This window comes from Flavobacterium frigoris, from assembly GCF_900111075.1.
Taxonomy (GTDB): Bacteria; Bacteroidota; Bacteroidia; order Flavobacteriales; family Flavobacteriaceae; genus Flavobacterium; species Flavobacterium frigoris.
The window spans coordinates 204,077-221,865 of sequence record NZ_FOFZ01000004.1 but is presented as its reverse complement, the minus strand read 5'-3'; the positions used below and the strand labels follow the sequence as shown (position 1 = coordinate 221,865).

Below are 17,789 nucleotides of genomic sequence, written 5' to 3'. Positions count from 1 at the left end.
GTGGTTAACTTACTGTTTTAAAGTGTCTTTTTGTTTTATCGGAGTTGGGATTGTTTTTTTTATTGGAGCCGGTACTGGTTGGGTACTGTCTGTCGTTACTGTTTTTACAGCAGGATTAATAGGGGTTGATTTGGGTACTATTTGTTTTTTATAGACGGCTTCTGGTTTAAAATCATGCAGGGTCACGGTGCAAATCAAAGGTTGGTTTACACCTATTCTTTTATTGTCTCCATGATAGCCAAATCCCATATGCGATGGAAAAAGAAAATTAACTTTCTCGTTTTTATGCATTAGTTTAATACCGTCTCTTAATCCCATCATAATGTCTTGTTTGTCGACATAATAGGTTTGTGGTCTTAATTCTAATTCAGAATATATGATAGCACCGTTAAGATCTTTTATTTCATAGTCAAAGAACACCACATCTCCTTTTTTTGGAGTCAGCGTGTCTATTTCATTTTGAGTGTCGTAGGAATACCAATAGCCTTTTGAAGAGGCAATATAATTCACTTCTGGATTGCTTTTCATCAGTTTTTTGATCTGATCTTCTTCACCAGCCACTAATTTTTTATTTCTTACCACTGATTTTTTCATGAAACTCCCTGAAGTTTGTGAAATAGGTCTTCGTGCTTCCTGGTGCTGTTTGCAACTGGAAACCATAAGTGATAAAAATAAGATAATTACGATAATAGGACTAAATTTCATGATGGATTATATCGTTAGTTTTGTTATTAATTCCTCAAATTTGCGTACAGTTTCTTCCATTGATACTTCTGATTTTCCTCCAGCAGCATTGCGATGTCCTCCACCTTGAAAATGATCTCTTGCAAATTGATTGACATCAAAGTCTCCTTGTGAACGAAAAGATATTTTGATTATTTTTTCGTCTTTGTTTTCGATAAAAATGGCAGTAAAAATAATTCCTTTTATGCTCAAACCATAGTTTACGATGCCTTCAGTATCGCCTTTCACATAACCAAAGGTATTTAATTCGTCCTGTGTAAGCGTAGTATAGCTTGTTTGATGTTCTGGGATTACTTTCAAGTTTTGAAGCGCTCTACCCAATAATTGCAATCTGCTATACGAACTATTTTCAAAAAGCAAAGTGGGTATTTTAGTATTTTCAACACCTAAATCAATTAATTCGGCAACAATTCTATGCGTGTTTCCTGTAGTGCCCGGGAATCGAAAAGAACCGGAATCAGTCAGGATTCCAGTATAAATACAGGTTCCTATAATCTTGTCGATGTCTTCTTTTTTACCAAGAAAGGAAATGAAGTTGTAAAGCATTTCGCAAGTGGAACCAAAAGAGGTGTCTGAATACGTGTAAGCAGCATAATCGTCTGGTTTTTGATGATGATCAATCATGATAAATGGCGCCTTCATCGCGGCTAAAACAGTTTCCATATCGCCACCCACGCGGTGCAAAGCATTGAAGTCTAACGTAAAAATAAGGTCTACAGCTTCTAGTATTTTAGTACAGTTTTCTTTGTCTTTTTCGAATATTTTAACGGTTTCTGAGCCTGGAAGCCAAGCGAGGAAATCCGGAAATTCATTTGGAGCAATCACGATAGGCTCATGATTATTTTTCAATAAAAAGTGATATAATCCTAAGGTAGAACCCATAGCATCCCCGTCAGGACCTCTATGTGGAATAATTGCAATTTTTTTTGGTGTTGCTAATAACAACTGTATCGCTTGAATGTCTTGTATTTTCATAGTGTGCGAATTTACATTTTTTTAATGTAATGTTGAAAATATTTAGAAATTAACGTTGTTTTTTAGATCAAAAATTGTCTAATCTTCTTCTTTTAAACTTTTGGTATAAAAGATGCTTAGGCCCTTTTATTATTTGTGATTGGTAAATACCTACTGATCCCGATGCCAAATAAGCTATAAAACAAGCAAGCCCAATAAATAATCCGCTTTCTATTCCAAAGAGTTCCATTCCCATAACGGTGCAGGCAATAGGTGTGTGTGTAGCCCCTGAAAATACTGCCACAAATCCCATTCCTGCCAAAAGTGCTATAGGCATTGGGACAAAAATGGATAAGGCACTTCCTAATGTGGCGCCAATAAAAAATAACGGGGTAACTTCGCCCCCTTTAAAACCAGCACCTAATGTAAAACCGGTAAACAATATTTTGAGTAGAAAGTCATAATATTCACTTGGATTCGAGAAAGACTCAACAATAATAGGAACTCCTAAGCCTTGGTATTTTGTAGTTCCGATGAAATACATAGCAAATGCAAGTATAATCCCTCCAACAAAGGGACGTAGTGGGGGATATTGTATTGTTTTCGAAAATAAAGCACCCCAAAAATGGGTGCTTCTTGAAAAAAGCATGGCTGCCAAACCAAACAAAATACTAATAGGAATAATCCAAAGCAATAGCGTTAAAGTAAAACTAGGAACGATAGGAATGGAATAATGGGTGTGTTTTACTGCCCAAAACTCGACTGTGTAGTAAGCTATAAAGGCTACTATAATGGATAAAACAATGCTTTTGTAATTGATTTTACTGAAATATAAAACCTCTAAAGCAAATAAAGCCCCTGCAAACGGTGTCCCAAAAACGGAAGCAAATCCGGCACTGATTCCTAAAATAATAAGTGTTTTTCTTTCTGAATTATCGAGTTTAAATATGCCGGTAAATTGATCAGCTATTGCGCCACCCATCTGCACCGCCGTTCCTTCACGACCGGCTGACCCACCAAATAAATGAGTGATTATCGTGCCGATAAGCACTAACGGAGCCATTATTAAAGGAATCGTCTTTTTTGGCGTTTCGTATTCTTCTAATAGTAAATTATTGCCTTTTATAGCTTCTTGACCGTAATAGTGATACCCTAATCCAATCAATAAGCCACCAATTGGCAAGAGCCAAATAATCCAGTTGTGCTGTTCTCTATATTGTGCTGCCCATTCCAGCGTCACTAATAAAAAGGCGGATGCTGAGCCTGACAAAAAGCCTATCAAAACACAAATGGAAATCCACTTGAGAGCAACTACTATATTTTTTTTTATTTTTTCTGAATTCATTCTTGTTAATAGTGGGATTACCCAAGCAATTTTTGGCTAAAGTATTACAATCCTTCCGAACTATTTTATTTTTCAGGAAGTACAGCAGTAAATTCAATTTCCACGAGATATTCAGGAGCTACTAATTTGCTAATTTCATAGAAACCCGTAGTAGGTTTTATATCCTTAAAAAATTGAGCATGTGCTGTAGCAACTGCCTCAAATGAAGTGATGTCAGTAGTGAAAATTCGGGTACGAATAACATCTTTCATGCTCGCATTTAAATCTTCAAGTACTTTTTCTACTCTTTCAAGGATGTTAAGTGTTTGAGCGTAAGCATCGTCAGATTTTACTTTTACCCCATCCACAATAGCCACCGTTCCTGATACTTCAATGATGTTTCCAATTCGTACAGCACGACAATAACCCATTTTGTCTTCCCAAGGAGAACCTGTTAATATGTTTTCTCTTTTCATTTTATTGCGTTTTTTTAGTTTGTTATTTTAGGAATGTGATTCGATTATAAACTTTGGTATATTTTTTGCAATTTATAAAAAATAATAAAATAAAAAATACTGATTTTATAAAAAAAGGTTTGATTTTGCTGGTTGGGATTTATCATATTATAAACGCTACAGTATACTATTTTTGAATATTTAAAGTTATAGTAGGAGATTAAACTACGCCATTTTTATTTTTTTATATACTATTGGTTTTTTATTTTTTAAAAAAATGTACAGATGATTTATAAATATACAAACGCGATTGTTCGAATTCTCTTCTTTGTTTTCATTTTAGGGACGAATATCAATTGTTATGCTCAGGAAGGATTTAAAGGTAAGTTTAAAGCGATTCCTCCTAAAAGCAAGGATTTGAAAATTAAACCAATAGTTCCGCAAATTCCGGATCCACCTCGAGTTGTACCTTATGTTCCTGCTAGTATAGCAGAAAATAATTTTAGAGTACCAAAGAATGATGTTATTGTTGCATCAGAAGTGTATAAAAGAAACCAAGATTTAGGGATTTTTAAAACAAATTCTAAAACGGCAAGGGTCAGATATCGTGATGGCGCCTATGTTGATGGGGATAGAATTAGGATTTATGTAAATTATAAGGTCGTAGAATATGAAGTTTTACTGGATGGAGACTTTAAAGGGTTTGAACTGAAACTCGAAAAAGGAATTAATACAATTGATTTTGAGGCATTAAATGAAGGTTTTGCCGCACCTAATACTGCAGAATTTCAGGTTTATGACGATAAAGGAAAGCTTATTTCTTCGAGTCAATGGAACATTGGAGAAGGATACAAGGCGACAATAATTGTCGATAAGCAATAAATGTGGTTTTTAATAAAGAATATGGATTGAACTATAAATGTAGGATGTCTTTCAGTTAAATAAGGTTAAATTTTTTTTAATGTTCGTTCGAGGTTTTGTTTTCTAATTAGAAAGCTTGGTATATTTGCCGCAACTTGATATTGAGAGTGTTTAAAAACAAAGTGGTATAATATGAAACAGGTTTTATTGGTTATTATGATGTGTTTTGCAATAAATGGCTATTCTCAAACTGAGTTTAGTTCTAAGTTTAAAGCGATTCCACCTTTGGATACAAGCATTAAAACTAAAAAAGCGATTCCTGCGCCAGTTGCTCCACCAGATATTGTTGCTCCTAATATTTTAAAAAAGCCTGAAGTCAAATTTCAGAGTACTAATTTTAAAATTGGTGATCCTGATCCTATTTCTATGATTCAAACCAATGATTTTATTAATCCAGGTGATGAAGTGAGAGATAAAATGAATAAGAATATTGAAAAATCATTAGTCAATAATGGATTAAAAGAGAATACTTCTTATTTAAACCTAAAAGACTTGGATTTTGGAATCATTCGTACAAAGTCAAAATCTTTAACGATTCGAGTAAGAGACTATGGTGCAATTGATGGAGATTTGATTAAAGCTACCGTTATTCACAATTATAAGGGTACTGTTTTAGCAAATAATTTATACTTAGAATCAAGTTTCAAAGACATCAAAATAGAACTCCAAGAGGGTCTTAATTATTTAGAGCTAGAAGCTTTAAACCGTGGGTCGTTGGGAGGAAATACAGGAGCTTTTTATATTTATGATAAAGAAGGAAATTTACTGCTGTCTGACTTGTGGAATAATTTTGACACAGGAGTCAAATCTAATTTTACATTTATAAAAGAATAAAAATTGTCTTCTTCGAACTAAAAAGGATCCGCGGTTACACTGAACTTCATATCTGCTTTTACTGTAATATCTGTAGTCAATGTTTCTTTGATGACTGCTTCTGCTCGCAATTTGTAACTTGAAGCCTTGATATATTTGTCTAGTTTTTGCGAAGTTGGTGTAAGTAATATTGTATTTGTTGTAGCGCTAATATTATCTAAATATGCTAACTCTATTTCATCATTAGCATCTGTTGAAATATAGATGTGGATTGATTTTAAAAAGCTAAAAGTTTTATCGTTTGGATCTGTTATACTTAGTTTTAATTCTTTTAATTTAACATCTTTTACTAGATTAGCTTTAGTATTGTTGTTTTCAAATTCTTTACTTGAGTTAGTAGGAACGTCAGGTGTTGCTATACCACTTACAATATTAAGCGGAAAATTACTGGCAATTGTGAACTCAGTTTGATTTGAAACGGTAAAAGTCAATAACTTGTCAACTACACTGCATGAAAATATAAATAGGGCCAAAAGGGTGATAACGATAAATGATTTTATTTTCATCTTTTATAAATTTATTTTAAAATGTAGTTTTACTTTTTAATTGCAAAGATACTACTTTAAAAGCATACTAATTTTGGATCAAAATAGGAATAGCCTGTTTTAAGATTATAGGTCAAAAGTTATTTTTTTTGGACATAAAAAATGTGATAGAATAGTAGTCGAAAAAATAAATAGATATTTTTCAAAATTCAATTTTTCAATTCCGAATATAAAAAGTATTTTTGCGCATGCAACACAACGTACTTATTTTAGATTTCGGATCGCAATATACTCAGCTTATTGCGCGTAGAGTTCGCGAATTAAATATATTCTGCGAAATTTTCCCATACAATCATTTTCCGAGTGATTTATCAAGTTATAAAGCCGTAATTCTTGGAGGAAGCCCTTTTTCTGTTAGAGGAGAAGATGCGCCACATCCAGATTTATCTCAAATTAGAGGTAAATTACCTATGCTTGCCGTATGTTACGGAGCGCAATACTTAGCTCACTTTAGCGGTGGGGAAGTAGCGGCTTCAAATACGAGAGAATATGGTAGAGCTAATTTATCTTATATTAAAGAGAATGAAGTTTTCTTTGAAGGTGTTTCAGAGAATAGCCAAGTTTGGATGAGTCATAGCGATAGTATTAAAGCTTTGCCTAAAAACGGTGTGAAGTTGGCAAGTACACATGATGTGGAATTTGCTGCTTACAAAATTGAAGGTGAAACTACCTATGCTATTCAATACCATCCAGAAGTTTTTCATTCAACCGATGGTTCAAAGATGTTAGAGAACTTTTTAGTAAAAATCGCTGAAGTTCCTCAAAATTTCACTCCAAATGCTTTTGTAGAAGAGATGGTGGCGGAATTGAAAGAGAAAGTTGGAAATGACAAAGTGGTTTTAGGACTTTCTGGTGGAGTAGATTCTACTGTGGCAGCGGTCTTATTGCATCAAGCTATTGGCGAAAACCTATATTGTGTTTTTGTGAATAATGGTTTACTTCGTAAAAACGAGTACCAAAGTGTATTGGATCAATACAAAGGAATGGGATTAAACGTTAAAGGAGTAGATGCTGGAGATCGTTTCTTGTCAGAATTGGCAGGAGTAAGTGATCCGGAAACCAAACGTAAAATTATCGGTCGAGTATTTATAGAAGTTTTTGATGATGAATCTCATTTAATTGAAGACGTAAAATGGTTAGCACAAGGAACCATATATCCTGATGTAATTGAGTCGGTTTCTGTCAAAGGACCTTCAGCTACAATTAAATCGCATCATAATGTAGGTGGTTTGCCTGATTATATGAAATTAAAAATTGTAGAACCGCTTCGTATGCTTTTTAAAGATGAAGTACGCAGAGTTGGAGCTTCATTAGGAATTGATCCTGAGTTATTAGGAAGACATCCTTTTCCTGGACCTGGATTATCAATTCGTATTTTAGGAGATATTACTCCTGAGAAAGTACAAATTTTACAAGATGTAGATAAAGTCTTTATTGATGGATTGAAATCTTGGGGGCTGTATGACAAAGTATGGCAAGCTGGAGCGATCCTTCTTCCTGTAAATAGTGTAGGGGTAATGGGAGACGAGCGTACTTATGAAAAAGTAGTTGCGCTTCGAGCTGTTGAGTCTACAGATGGTATGACTGCTGACTGGGTACATTTACCTTATGATTTCCTAATGAAAGTATCGAATGATATTATCAATAAAGTTAAAGGAGTGAATAGAGTGGTATATGACATTAGTTCAAAACCGCCTGCAACAATTGAATGGGAATAAGTCACATTGATATTTTACATTAAAAATTTAATTTTTAATAGTCTTTATATAAACGGTACCAATTTTTTCATTAAAATTTGGTACCGTTTTTGTTATCTTTGAACAAATAATTTATACACCTACTATGATGAAGTATTTTTTTGCAATCTACATAACTGTTTTCTTGTTTACCGCAAATGTTTTTTCACAAGGAAAAGCGATAACGCATAAAGTGGAGAAAGGAGAAACGATCTATCAAATAGCACAAAAGTATAAAGTTACACCATTTGATATTTACCAATTAAACCCTGATGCACAAAGTGGTCTTAAACCAAACAGTGTCTTGCTGATTCCAAATAAATCAGGTAAGCAGATTTTAAGTGTACCGACTAAAACAAATGTGCAATCCCAATCTCATGATGTAATCGCAAAAGAGACATTGTATGGAATCGAAAAGAAATATGGGATTTCTGACGAAGATTTGAAAAGAGCGAACCCATTTCTTGAAAATGAGGGGCTGCAAATTGGGCAAACACTTACTATTCCTTCAAAAAATACCCCAAATAATACTGTTGTAGATCATGATAAATTTATTTATCATGATGTGTTGGCAAAGGAAACAAAATATTCTATAGCTAAAAAATATGGTATTTCTATTCAGGAATTGGAGAAACGCAATCCTGAAGTGGTTGATAATTTACCTATTGGATATCGTTTGATAATTAAGGGAATGGCTCCAAAAGCAGAAAAAGTTACAGAAAAAGTTCTAGAAAAAGTAACTGTGAAAGCAGAGCCGAAAGGCGAAAAGGAGAAACAAGACTTGAAAAAAGCTTTAACGATTGTCGAGTATATTTCATATGAGGTAAAACCAAAAGAAACATTATACAGCTTGTCAAAAATGTTCGAGATGACTCAAGAAGAGCTTATTGCCCTAAATCCAGAACTCATTGAAGGAGTTGAAATTGGTATGGTTTTAAAAGTGCCATCAAAAGTGCCCGTTTCAATCGAGGATAAAAAAGAATATAAGTTATTATCAGAAAAAGTCATTTATAGTAATCGTAAAAGAATGGTTTTACTTTTGCCTTTTAATATGGCAAATATAGAAAGTGATACTATAAATTCTACTTTTACACGTTTGAAAAAAGATAAGTTTTTAAATATGACTTTAGATTTTTATGCAGGTGCTTTAATTGCTATAGATTCAGCTAAAACTCTGGGTTATCCTATTGATGTTGATATTTATGACTCTCGTGAAACTAAAAACAGTTCCGAAGTTGCCTCAATAATTCAGAATAGAAATCTTGTGAATGCTAATGCTATTATTGGCCCGTTTTATCAAAGTAATGCAGAAACAGCAGCGCAGTTATTGAGTGTTAATAATGTACCTGTTATTTCTCCACTTTCAAAAGATGTTGGAAATCCGTATGGCAACTTATACCAAACGATACCTACAAATGAAGTAATTAAGGGCGCTATGTTTGATTATATGCGATCAAATAATGGTAATATTATTGCTGTGGTAGACAAGAAAAAAGAATCTATTGTACAATACATAAAACAATATCAAAAAGAAGTTCCCTTTGTTGCCTTTAAAGATAATGGAAGTTTATCAGCGGAAAGTCTTAAAAGTATGTTGGTCAAGGATAAATTGAATTATGTAGTAATGGAAACAGGGAATACCTGGATGATAAAAACTACTATAGCCGCTATGTTGAGTTCTATGCCAGCTTATCAGGTGCAGTTGGTGATTTTAGAGCCTAATGAAACATTAGATACAGATGAAATTAAATATTTAAATCTTACAAAATTAAAACTAATGTATCCGTCGGTAACTAGTGACTATGTGTCTCCTGAAGCGGCAATTTTTGAAAAGAAATATAGAAAAGTAAATAATATTTTCCCAAGTGATTATGCTACTCGTGGTTTTGATTTGACTTTTGATACCATGATTCGATTAGTTCAAAATAAAAGTTTTGAAGATACTGTAAATTCAGCAGCGACAAAACGAGGCGAGAATAAGTTTGAATACTATAAAAAAGAGGATGGCGGGTACACAAATAAAGGTGTTTTTATTTTGTATTATGATACAGATATGACGATAAAAGAAGCAAACTAATTACATTAGCATAACGGAAATGTTATGCAGCACGAATAGAAGTCAAATGCGAATTACATGTGACCAAAATAACAAATAATAACACAAATGACATCAAAAGTAACCTACTTAGGAGACCTAAGAACATCGTCAATACATGTTCAATCAGGAAGTGAAATTGTTTCAGATGCTCCTTTGGATAACAACGGAAAAGGAGAAGCATTTTCGCCTACCGATACCGTTGCAAATGCTTTAGCAAGTTGTATGATGACTGTTATGGGGATAAAAGCCCGCGTTATGAATGTGGATTTTACTGGAGCGACAGCTTTAGTAACAAAAATCATGAACGCGGAGCCAAGGCGAATTGGGGCAATAGAGATTGTTTTTGATATGAACATAAGTGCAGATCAAAAAATTCAAACCATTCTAGAAAAAACTGCGATGACTTGTCCTGTTTTTTTAAGTTTAAATACTGAAATCGAAAAACGAATCATTTTTAATTGGAAATAATTAAGTAGATTAGAGGTTAGGCGTTAGAGTTTTTAATTTTCTAACTGCCACTTCTAACTTCAAATCTCCCACGACTATCTTTATGGATAAAAATCAACAACAACTTATAAAATTAGCCCATACGAAAATGCCTTTTGGAAAGTATGAAGGGAAGTTTTTAATTGATTTACCTGAGTACTACGTAGTATGGTATAACAACAAAGGGTTTCCGAAAGGAGAATTAGGCGAGCAATTAAAACTTATATATGAGTTAAAGCTGAATGGACTAGAAGAATTAATAAGAAATATTAAAAAAAGGTATCCAAAACCTCACTAATTTAAGAAATTAGTGAGGTTTATTGTTTAAAATGGGTTTTGTTAAGCAATTGTCATTTTTCCAAATTATCTCATTTTCAAATTAGCATATTCTCAATTTATAATCGTATTTTTGCCAAGTTTTTGACACAACTACAAAACAAACAACAACAGCATGAATCAAACGAAATATATTTTTGTTACTGGCGGTGTGACTTCTTCTTTAGGGAAAGGTATAATCGCAGCATCTTTGGCAAAATTGTTACAAGCACGAGGGTATCGGACGACTATCCAAAAGTTCGACCCCTATTTAAATGTTGATCCGGGTACTTTAAACCCATATGAACATGGAGAATGTTATGTGACGGATGATGGCGCTGAAACTGATTTAGATTTAGGACATTACGAACGTTTCTTGAATGTTCCTACTTCTCAAGCAAATAATGTTACTACAGGAAGAATTTATCTTTCAGTTATTGAAAAAGAAAGAAGAGGAGAATTCCTTGGAAAAACGGTGCAAGTAGTTCCTCATATTACCAATGAAATAAAAGACAGAATGCAAATCCTTGGTAATTCAGGTGATTTTGATATTGTTATAACCGAAATTGGAGGAACAGTTGGGGATATTGAATCCTTACCTTATATAGAATCAGTTCGTCAACTGGTTTGGGATTTAGGAGAGCATAATGCTATTGTCATTCATTTAACTCTAGTGCCTTATTTAGCTGCTGCAGGAGAATTGAAAACAAAACCGACACAGCACTCCGTAAAAACTTTAATGGAGAGCGGAATAAAAGCGGACATCTTAGTTTGTAGAACGGAACATGAAATTTCTGATGAAATTCGCAATAAATTAGCCTTGTTTTGTAATGTTAAAAGAGAAGCAGTTATTCAATCTATTGATGCAGCTACGATTTATGAAGTACCTAATTTGATGTTAGAAGAAGGTCTTGATGTTGTTGCTTTAAAGAAATTAGACTTACCTAAAAAAGCAGCTCCAGATTTAAAAAATTGGAACACCTTTTTACGCAGAATAAAAAATCCAAAGCATACTATAAACATCGGCTTGATTGGTAAATATGTAGAAATGCAGGATTGTTACAAATCAATTTTAGAATCATTTATTCATGCAGGAGCTTCAAATGAGACTAAAGTAAATATAATTTCAATTCATTCTGAGTATATTAATGCCTCAAATATTGAAGATAAATTAAAAGATCTTGATGGTATACTAGTGGCCCCAGGTTTTGGAGAAAGAGGGATTGAAGGAAAGATAGAAGCGGTTCGTTATGCACGTGAAAAGAAAGTTCCGTTTTTCGGAATTTGTTTGGGAATGCAAATGGCAGTTATCGAATACTCAAGAAATGTTTTAGGTTATGCTGATGCCAATTCGACAGAAATGAATGAGGATACTAAACATCCAGTCGTTAATTTAATGGAAGAGCAAAAGAATGTAACTGATAAGGGAGGGACAATGCGTCTTGGAGCTTGGAAATGTGACATCAAGACGGACTCATTAGCGTATAAAATTTACGGAGAATCGACAATTTCTGAACGTCACCGTCATCGTTATGAATATAACAGTGCTTATGTTGATGTGTTGGAAAAGGCTGGTTTGAAAGCATCTGGAGTGAATCCAGATACAGGATTGGTTGAGATCGTGGAATTAGAAAATCATCCTTTTTTCATAGGTGTACAATACCATCCGGAATATAAAAGTACCGTTGCAAACCCACATCCTATTTTTGTGAATTTTGTAGCCGCTGCTGTAAAAGCAAAAAAGAAATAATTTTAGTATTTCAACACGATAGTAGAATCTAACCTTTGTTTATTGGGAAACGAAAAGCAATAAAACATAAATAATTTTTATAATAATGGAACAAAAGAAATTTGACCCGAATTCGATAATTGGTTTTGTATTGATTTTTGGAATATTACTTTGGATAATGTATCAAAATCAACCAGATCCTAAAGTAATTGCTGCTGAGAAAGCGCAAAAGGAATTGGTGGTTAAAGAGGCTAAAGCGAAAGAGTTAAATGATAAAGTGGTTGCCGAAGCTACAGTTGCTGTCGCTTCTACCGGCGATTCTACTCAATTAGCACAATTAGAGAAAAAGCTTGGAAATTTTGCTTATTCTGCTACATTACCGTCAGCTAAAGAAGGTTTTACAACTATAGAAAATAAATTAGTTAAGTTAACAATAGCTAATAAAGGAGGATATATTGTAGAAGCTACTTTAAAGAAATTCGAAAGATTTAAAAAAGGATCTGGGCAATTAGTAGAGTTGATTAAAGACAATAACGCTAATCTGAATGTGCAGTTGCTTACTAGTGATAATCGTACCTTAAATACAAAAGATTTGTTTTTTGAACCGACATTGACAAAAAACGGTGAAGATCAAGTTTTATCGATGCGCTTAAAAGCAGGTTCTAATGAATATCTAGAATATAAATATGTACTTAAAGCGGATGATTATATGTTAGACTTTGATATTCAGTCGCAAGGATTGAGTAAAGTCTTGAATACTTCAAAACCTTTAAACCTGGAATGGGACCTAAAAACGTACACAAATGAAAAGAGTATTAGCTATGAAAATCGCTATTCTGAACTTTATTACGAACATGAAGATGGGAAAAGTAATTATTTAGGATTAGGTAATGACGAGACAGAAACGGTTAGTGATGTATCTTATATTGCTTATAAGCAACACTTTTTCACTTCTATTTTAGTTTCAGATGTGCCTTTGTCTAAAGCGGAATTATTTTCAAATAATTTAGTTAATGACGATAAAATTGATACGGTTTTTACAAAACAATTCAAGGCAGTTATTCCTTTAGTGTTCAAAAACGGAGAGATTGATCAAAAAATGAATTGGTACTACGGGCCAACTGATTATACTTTGTTGAAATCATATGATAAAAACTTAGAAGATATTGTTGCTTTGGGTTGGGGTATTTTTGGTTGGATTAACCGTCATGCCTTTATACCAATGTATGGTTTCTTAAGTTTGTTTATTCAACACGGTTGGGCTATTATATTGTTTACAGTGCTAGTGAAATTAGCGATGTCACCTATCACATATAAATCATTTTTGTCACAGGCAAAAATGAAAGTATTGAGACCTGAAATTAATGAACTTGGGGAAAAATTCAAAAAAGACGCAATGAAAAAGCAGCAGGAAACAATGAAGCTTTACAATAAAGCGGGTGTGAATCCAATGGCTGGTTGTATACCGGGACTGATGCAAGCCCCGATATTTTATGCTTTATTTCAATTCTTTCCTTCGGCAATAAGTTTAAGACAAAAAGGATTCCTTTGGGCAGACGATTTATCTTCTTTTGACTCTATTTATGAGTTACCGTTTCACATTCCGGCATACGGTAGTCATATTAGTTTGTTTCCCATTCTTGCCTCTATAGCTATTTTCTTTTATATGAAAATGACAACTGGAGATCAACAAATGGCTGCTCCTACACAGGAAGGTATGCCTGACATGGCAAAAATGATGAAAATCATGATTTATGTTTCGCCATTAATGATGTTGTTTTTCTTTAATAGTTATGCTTCTGGGTTGAGTTTGTATTATTTTGTTTCGAATACAATTACAATAGGAATCATGCTTGTAATTAAGAATTATATTATTGATAGTGATAAGATTCATGCTCAAATTCAAGAGAACAAGAAAAAAGAGCCTAAGAAACAAGGTAAGTTCCAACGTAAACTTCAAGAAGTTATGGAGCAAGCTGAGGCTCAAAAAGCAAAAGATCAAAAGAAATAGTAATTTCTATTTCATAATAAAAGCTCCCAATTTTGGGAGCTTTTTTGTTTTATAATTATTTTGGTTTTTATAAAGTAGGTAATAAAACTTTGTTTAGTACATGAATAACTCCATTAGAACATTGTACATCAGTCGCTACAATAGTTGATATTCTGTTATTTGCATCTTTTATTGTAGCTCCTCCTGTCAGTTGAATTGTAAAAGTTTGCGGTGTTTGTAATGTAGAAACAATTTGACCTTCGGTTAAACTAGCCGCAAGAATGTTTCCTGATACAACATGGTATTGTAATACTTTTGTCAAATTAGCAGCAGAAACACTTGCTATTCCTCCAGGAGCTAACTCCGTATTTAGAGATGTAAAAGCATCGTTAGTAGGAGCGAATACTGTAAATGGTCCTACTCCAGACAAAATGGTTACGAAATCCGGTTGTCCTGCTCCCGTCAAAGCACCAACTAAGGAGGTGAAATTAGGATTGGCTGTAGCGTGAGTTACAATTGTAGGTAAATCGATTACTTTATCAACGATATGTATAACACCATTAGAAGCGATAATATCAGCAGTTGTAACGGTGGCAACACCGTTTAGTTTTACGTTACCAGAGGTAGTATTAACAAACATGCTTAAGTTGTTTGTAGTAGAGGCAGTTCCTTTGGCCAAAGTTTTGATATAAGTGGTTGTTAAATCTGTTGATTTTACCGCGCCGCTAACAACGTGATTCAGTAAAACTTGTGTTAGCGCAGCTTTTGGAACATCATTTATACTTGCGTATCCGCCTGCGGTAAGAAATGCTGTAAAAGCATCGTTAGTAGGAGCGAATACTGTAAATGGTCCGCTTCCTTGTAAGGTCGTTGCTAGTTCTGCTTTTGTTAATGCTTGAACTAGAATACTGAAATCAGCTGTTTTTGAAGCGATTCCTGTTATCGTGTTGTCTACGGGAGGAGTCTCATTATTGTTATCATCACTACAAGAAGTTGCAAAGATAGAGAGACAGACAATCAAAGTAAAAATTTTAGTTTTAAATAGATTTTTCATAATATTTATATTTAAATGTTTGAGCTAAAGTAATTATAGTTTTTTGTATTTTGTTTAATTTTTATATAAAAAATAGTAAACAAAATTAAAATTTATGTTTTTTTTTAAAACTGTTTATCTTTATAATTTCCCCCTTTATAAACAACTATAGCACTAATAATCAAGTGTATATGATTTTTTTTTTAAAAATTAGTTTTTTACCTGATTTTATAATGTTAAACAAAAACCAATGCTGTTTTAGTAAGGTTCTTTCGATATTAGGTGTTTTTTTGTTTAGCTTCATTTAGGTTTCATTCGAAAATAGGACTCCACGTTATCGCAATTCGTCGTAAAGAAATATAGTTTGGTGTTTTATTTAATTTATTCGAATGTTATTTTGAATTTGTCAAAGGCATTCATAAATTGTTGGATAATAAAATAAAATATAAAAACGTTTAGATATAAAAGGAGTAATTTTGTTTTTATAATAATAGCCTTAAACCATACAATACAATGAAAGAGTATAAATTTTATTTTCTTCTATTTTTAATATTCTCGAGTCATATTACCGTCGCTCAACTAGATTATAATAAGGTCGATGAAAAAGGTAAAAAAAATGGAGTTTGGAAGGGGTTTTACGTAGATTCTAAAAGATCAAAATACGAAGGCACTTTCGAACATGGTAAAGAAGTAGGAGTATTTAGTTTTTATGACGACACTAAAGCAAAATCAATAATAGCTACCAGAGAATTTAATGGTAGAGATAATTCAGCGTATACGGTGTTTTATGATCAGGCAAAAAATAAGGTAAGTGAAGGTAAGGTGTTCAATAAGTTGTTTGAAGGGGAATGGAAATACTATCATCAGGCTTCTAAAACGGTTATGACTGTCGAAAATTATAAGAGGGGTAAGCTAGAAGGTTTGCGATCTGTATACTACCCTAGCGGCAAAGTTGCTGAAGAAATAAATTATAGAAGCAATGCAAAAGACGGTAGCTACAAGAGTTTTTCAGAGAATGGAATTGTACTTGAAGAATCGATTTATAAGAATAATGAATATAATGGATTAGCCATTTTTAAAGACACTCAAGGTAATGTAGTCTCAAAAGGTAAATTCATCAACGGGAAGAAAGCGGGGCTTTGGCAATTTTATACAAATGGAAAACTTGTCAAAGAAATGAACATGAGCACTCCCGATAATGCAGCGAAGTCCAAGGGGAATTAAGTTTATTGTAGAACAGTTGTTGTAATAAAAACATTGTAACTTTGCAGTCTTGTAAAAATTAATAAAGAGTATAAAATGAAGCGAGTTGTAGTAGGACTTTCTGGAGGTGTGGATTCAAGTGTTGCTGCGTATTTGCTGCAGCAACAAGGATATGAAGTGATAGGTCTTTTTATGAAAAATTGGCATGATGATTCGGTTACCATTTCAAACGATTGCCCATGGTTAGAAGACAGTAATGATGCATTGTTAGTTGCTGAAAAATTAGGAATTCCTTTTCAAACAGTCGATTTAAGTGAAGAATATAAGGAGAAAATTGTGGATTACATGTTCAATGAATATGAGAAGGGAAGAACTCCAAACCCTGATGTACTTTGTAATCGCGAAATAAAATTTGACGTTTTCATGAAAATTGCTTTAAGCTTGGGAGCGGATTATGTTGCTACAGGTCATTATTGTAGAAAAAGTGAAATTGAGGTCAATGGTGAAACGGTATATCAATTACTTGCCGGTGCTGATAATAATAAAGATCAATCGTATTTTCTATGTCAATTGTCACAAGAACAATTATCGAAATCGTTATTTCCTATAGGTGAGTTAACCAAACCTGAAGTGCGTGAAATTGCTGCTGAAATGGAATTGGTAACTGCCGAAAAGAAAGATTCTCAAGGGTTGTGTTTTATAGGTAAAGTTCGTTTGCCGGAATTTTTGCAGCAAAAATTGCAGCCAAAAGAAGGTTCGATTATACAAATTGATAAAGATGATTCTATATATGCCATTGAAGTGCAAGAAGGATTATCTGCCGAACAAGCATTAGCATTGGCTTCGAATAAAAAAGTATACACTCCAGAAATGGGGAAAGTAGTAGGGAAGCATCAAGGGGCTCATTATTTCACCATTGGTCAACGAAAAGGACTAAATGTGGGAGGGAATAAAGACCCTTTGTTTATTATCGCTACTAATGTAGAGACTAATACAATTTACACCGGTTTGAGTAGTCAGCATCCAGGATTGTTTAGAAAAGGCTTGTTTATAGAAAAATCTGAAGTACACTGGATTCGTACAGATATGACCTTGGCTAATGGAGAAGAAATGGAAGTTATGGCAAGAATACGCTACAGACAGCCATTACAAGCAGCTACTTTACACCAATTTGAAAACGGAATGTATGTTTCTTTTCGGGAACCACAATCAGCTATTACAGAAGGACAGTTTGTTGCCTGGTATATAGAAGATGAATTAGTTGGTTCGGGAGTTATTTCTTAGATTAGTGCTTTATTTCTAAAATAAATGGCAATATGCCTTTTCACTTGATTCATTCATTTTGTTTTATGAGTTTATTATTGGATAGTACTGTTTTGTCTA

Annotated in this window: 16 protein-coding genes; 10 read left to right on the top strand and 6 right to left on the bottom strand. The window is 33.5% G+C overall.

Annotation, left to right across the window (positions count from 1 at the left end):
- Positions 1-9: 9 nt before the first annotated feature.
- The 4 genes from gldI to BMW63_RS08125 all read right to left on the bottom strand — a co-directional run bounded on the left by gldI (position 10) and on the right by BMW63_RS08125 (position 3,498).
- Positions 10-705: a gliding motility-associated peptidyl-prolyl isomerase GldI gene (gldI, locus tag BMW63_RS08140; protein ID WP_074722962.1), complete on the bottom strand. Its 696-nt coding sequence runs from the start codon at positions 703-705 to the stop codon at positions 10-12.
- A gap of 6 nt (positions 706-711) precedes the next feature.
- The gene (locus BMW63_RS08135) at positions 712-1,719 is read right to left on the bottom strand and encodes a DHH family phosphoesterase (protein ID WP_074722961.1); all 1,008 of its coding nucleotides are present in this window, start codon (positions 1,717-1,719) and stop codon (positions 712-714) included.
- 67 nt (positions 1,720-1,786) lie between these two features.
- The gene (locus tag BMW63_RS08130) at positions 1,787-3,043 is read right to left on the bottom strand and encodes a voltage-gated chloride channel family protein (RefSeq protein ID WP_074722960.1); all 1,257 of its coding nucleotides are present in this window, start codon (positions 3,041-3,043) and stop codon (positions 1,787-1,789) included.
- 65 nt (positions 3,044-3,108) lie between these two features.
- Positions 3,109-3,498, bottom strand: coding sequence for a RidA family protein (locus BMW63_RS08125; protein ID WP_074722959.1), 390 nt, complete (start codon positions 3,496-3,498; stop codon positions 3,109-3,111).
- A gap of 264 nt (positions 3,499-3,762) precedes the next feature.
- Between BMW63_RS08125 and BMW63_RS08120 the strand changes: the two genes are divergently transcribed.
- A complete protein-coding gene (locus BMW63_RS08120; RefSeq protein ID WP_074722958.1) occupies positions 3,763-4,359 on the top strand; it encodes a hypothetical protein in 597 nt (198 codons plus the stop codon).
- A 171-nt stretch (positions 4,360-4,530) separates the two neighbouring features.
- Complete coding sequence (locus tag BMW63_RS08115) at positions 4,531-5,232, top strand: hypothetical protein (RefSeq protein ID WP_074722957.1); 702 nt, start codon at positions 4,531-4,533, stop codon at positions 5,230-5,232.
- A 17-nt stretch (positions 5,233-5,249) separates the two neighbouring features.
- Here BMW63_RS08115 and BMW63_RS08110 read toward each other — a convergent pair whose 3' ends face one another.
- Complete coding sequence (locus BMW63_RS08110; protein WP_074722956.1) at positions 5,250-5,777, bottom strand: hypothetical protein; 528 nt, start codon at positions 5,775-5,777, stop codon at positions 5,250-5,252.
- Positions 5,778-6,004: 227 nt separating this feature from the next.
- On the opposite strand from BMW63_RS08110, the gene guaA reads away from it, so the two are divergent.
- The 6 genes from guaA to yidC all read left to right on the top strand — a co-directional run bounded on the left by guaA (position 6,005) and on the right by yidC (position 14,191).
- Positions 6,005-7,534: a glutamine-hydrolyzing GMP synthase gene (gene guaA / locus BMW63_RS08105; RefSeq protein WP_074722955.1), complete on the top strand. Its 1,530-nt coding sequence runs from the start codon at positions 6,005-6,007 to the stop codon at positions 7,532-7,534.
- A 127-nt stretch (positions 7,535-7,661) separates the two neighbouring features.
- Complete coding sequence (locus tag BMW63_RS08100) at positions 7,662-9,629, top strand: LysM peptidoglycan-binding domain-containing protein (RefSeq protein WP_074723033.1); 1,968 nt, start codon at positions 7,662-7,664, stop codon at positions 9,627-9,629.
- Positions 9,630-9,716: 87 nt separating this feature from the next.
- Entirely contained in the window at positions 9,717-10,118 is a 402-nt protein-coding gene (locus tag BMW63_RS08095; RefSeq protein ID WP_074722954.1) for an OsmC family protein, read from the top strand.
- Positions 10,119-10,200: 82 nt separating this feature from the next.
- Positions 10,201-10,434, top strand: a complete 234-nt coding sequence (locus tag BMW63_RS08090) for a DUF3820 family protein (RefSeq protein WP_074722953.1) — start codon at positions 10,201-10,203, stop codon at positions 10,432-10,434.
- A gap of 153 nt (positions 10,435-10,587) precedes the next feature.
- Entirely contained in the window at positions 10,588-12,201 is a 1,614-nt protein-coding gene (locus BMW63_RS08085) for a CTP synthase (protein ID WP_074722952.1), read from the top strand.
- Positions 12,202-12,286: 85 nt separating this feature from the next.
- Complete coding sequence (gene yidC, locus BMW63_RS08080; protein ID WP_074722951.1) at positions 12,287-14,191, top strand: membrane protein insertase YidC; 1,905 nt, start codon at positions 12,287-12,289, stop codon at positions 14,189-14,191.
- Positions 14,192-14,258: 67 nt separating this feature from the next.
- On the opposite strand, the gene BMW63_RS08075 is transcribed toward yidC, so the two are convergent.
- Positions 14,259-15,224: a fasciclin domain-containing protein gene (locus tag BMW63_RS08075; RefSeq protein ID WP_074722950.1), complete on the bottom strand. Its 966-nt coding sequence runs from the start codon at positions 15,222-15,224 to the stop codon at positions 14,259-14,261.
- A 492-nt stretch (positions 15,225-15,716) separates the two neighbouring features.
- Here BMW63_RS08075 and BMW63_RS08070 point away from each other — a divergent pair, with 492 nt between their 5' ends.
- Both BMW63_RS08070 and mnmA read left to right on the top strand, forming a co-directional pair.
- A complete protein-coding gene (locus BMW63_RS08070) occupies positions 15,717-16,427 on the top strand; it encodes a toxin-antitoxin system YwqK family antitoxin (RefSeq protein WP_074722949.1) in 711 nt (236 codons plus the stop codon).
- A 75-nt stretch (positions 16,428-16,502) separates the two neighbouring features.
- Positions 16,503-17,690: a tRNA 2-thiouridine(34) synthase MnmA gene (gene mnmA, locus BMW63_RS08065; protein ID WP_074722948.1), complete on the top strand. Its 1,188-nt coding sequence runs from the start codon at positions 16,503-16,505 to the stop codon at positions 17,688-17,690.
- Positions 17,691-17,789: the final 99 nt, after the last annotated feature.

Bases quoted from the DNA above. Each gene is read 5' to 3' on its own strand.
- mnmA (WP_074722948.1), top strand. From the start codon at position 16,503: ATGAAGCGAGTTGTAGTAGGACTTTCTGGAGGTGTGGATTCAAGTGTT.
- BMW63_RS08130 (WP_074722960.1), bottom strand. From the start codon at position 3,043: ATGAATTCAGAAAAAATAAAAAAAAATATAGTAGTTGCTCTCAAGTGG.
- BMW63_RS08075 (WP_074722950.1), bottom strand. From the start codon at position 15,224: ATGAAAAATCTATTTAAAACTAAAATTTTTACTTTGATTGTCTGTCTC.
- BMW63_RS08095 (WP_074722954.1), top strand. From the start codon at position 9,717: ATGACATCAAAAGTAACCTACTTAGGAGACCTAAGAACATCGTCAATA.
- BMW63_RS08135 (WP_074722961.1), bottom strand. From the start codon at position 1,719: ATGAAAATACAAGACATTCAAGCGATACAGTTGTTATTAGCAACACCA.
- BMW63_RS08070 (WP_074722949.1), top strand. From the start codon at position 15,717: ATGAAAGAGTATAAATTTTATTTTCTTCTATTTTTAATATTCTCGAGT.
- yidC (WP_074722951.1), top strand. From the start codon at position 12,287: ATGGAACAAAAGAAATTTGACCCGAATTCGATAATTGGTTTTGTATTG.
- guaA (WP_074722955.1), top strand. From the start codon at position 6,005: ATGCAACACAACGTACTTATTTTAGATTTCGGATCGCAATATACTCAG.
- BMW63_RS08115 (WP_074722957.1), top strand. From the start codon at position 4,531: ATGAAACAGGTTTTATTGGTTATTATGATGTGTTTTGCAATAAATGGC.
- BMW63_RS08120 (WP_074722958.1), top strand. From the start codon at position 3,763: ATGATTTATAAATATACAAACGCGATTGTTCGAATTCTCTTCTTTGTT.
- BMW63_RS08125 (WP_074722959.1), bottom strand. From the start codon at position 3,498: ATGAAAAGAGAAAACATATTAACAGGTTCTCCTTGGGAAGACAAAATG.
- BMW63_RS08090 (WP_074722953.1), top strand. From the start codon at position 10,201: ATGGATAAAAATCAACAACAACTTATAAAATTAGCCCATACGAAAATG.
- gldI (WP_074722962.1), bottom strand. From the start codon at position 705: ATGAAATTTAGTCCTATTATCGTAATTATCTTATTTTTATCACTTATG.
- BMW63_RS08110 (WP_074722956.1), bottom strand. From the start codon at position 5,777: ATGAAAATAAAATCATTTATCGTTATCACCCTTTTGGCCCTATTTATA.
- BMW63_RS08100 (WP_074723033.1), top strand. From the start codon at position 7,662: ATGAAGTATTTTTTTGCAATCTACATAACTGTTTTCTTGTTTACCGCA.
- BMW63_RS08085 (WP_074722952.1), top strand. From the start codon at position 10,588: ATGAATCAAACGAAATATATTTTTGTTACTGGCGGTGTGACTTCTTCT.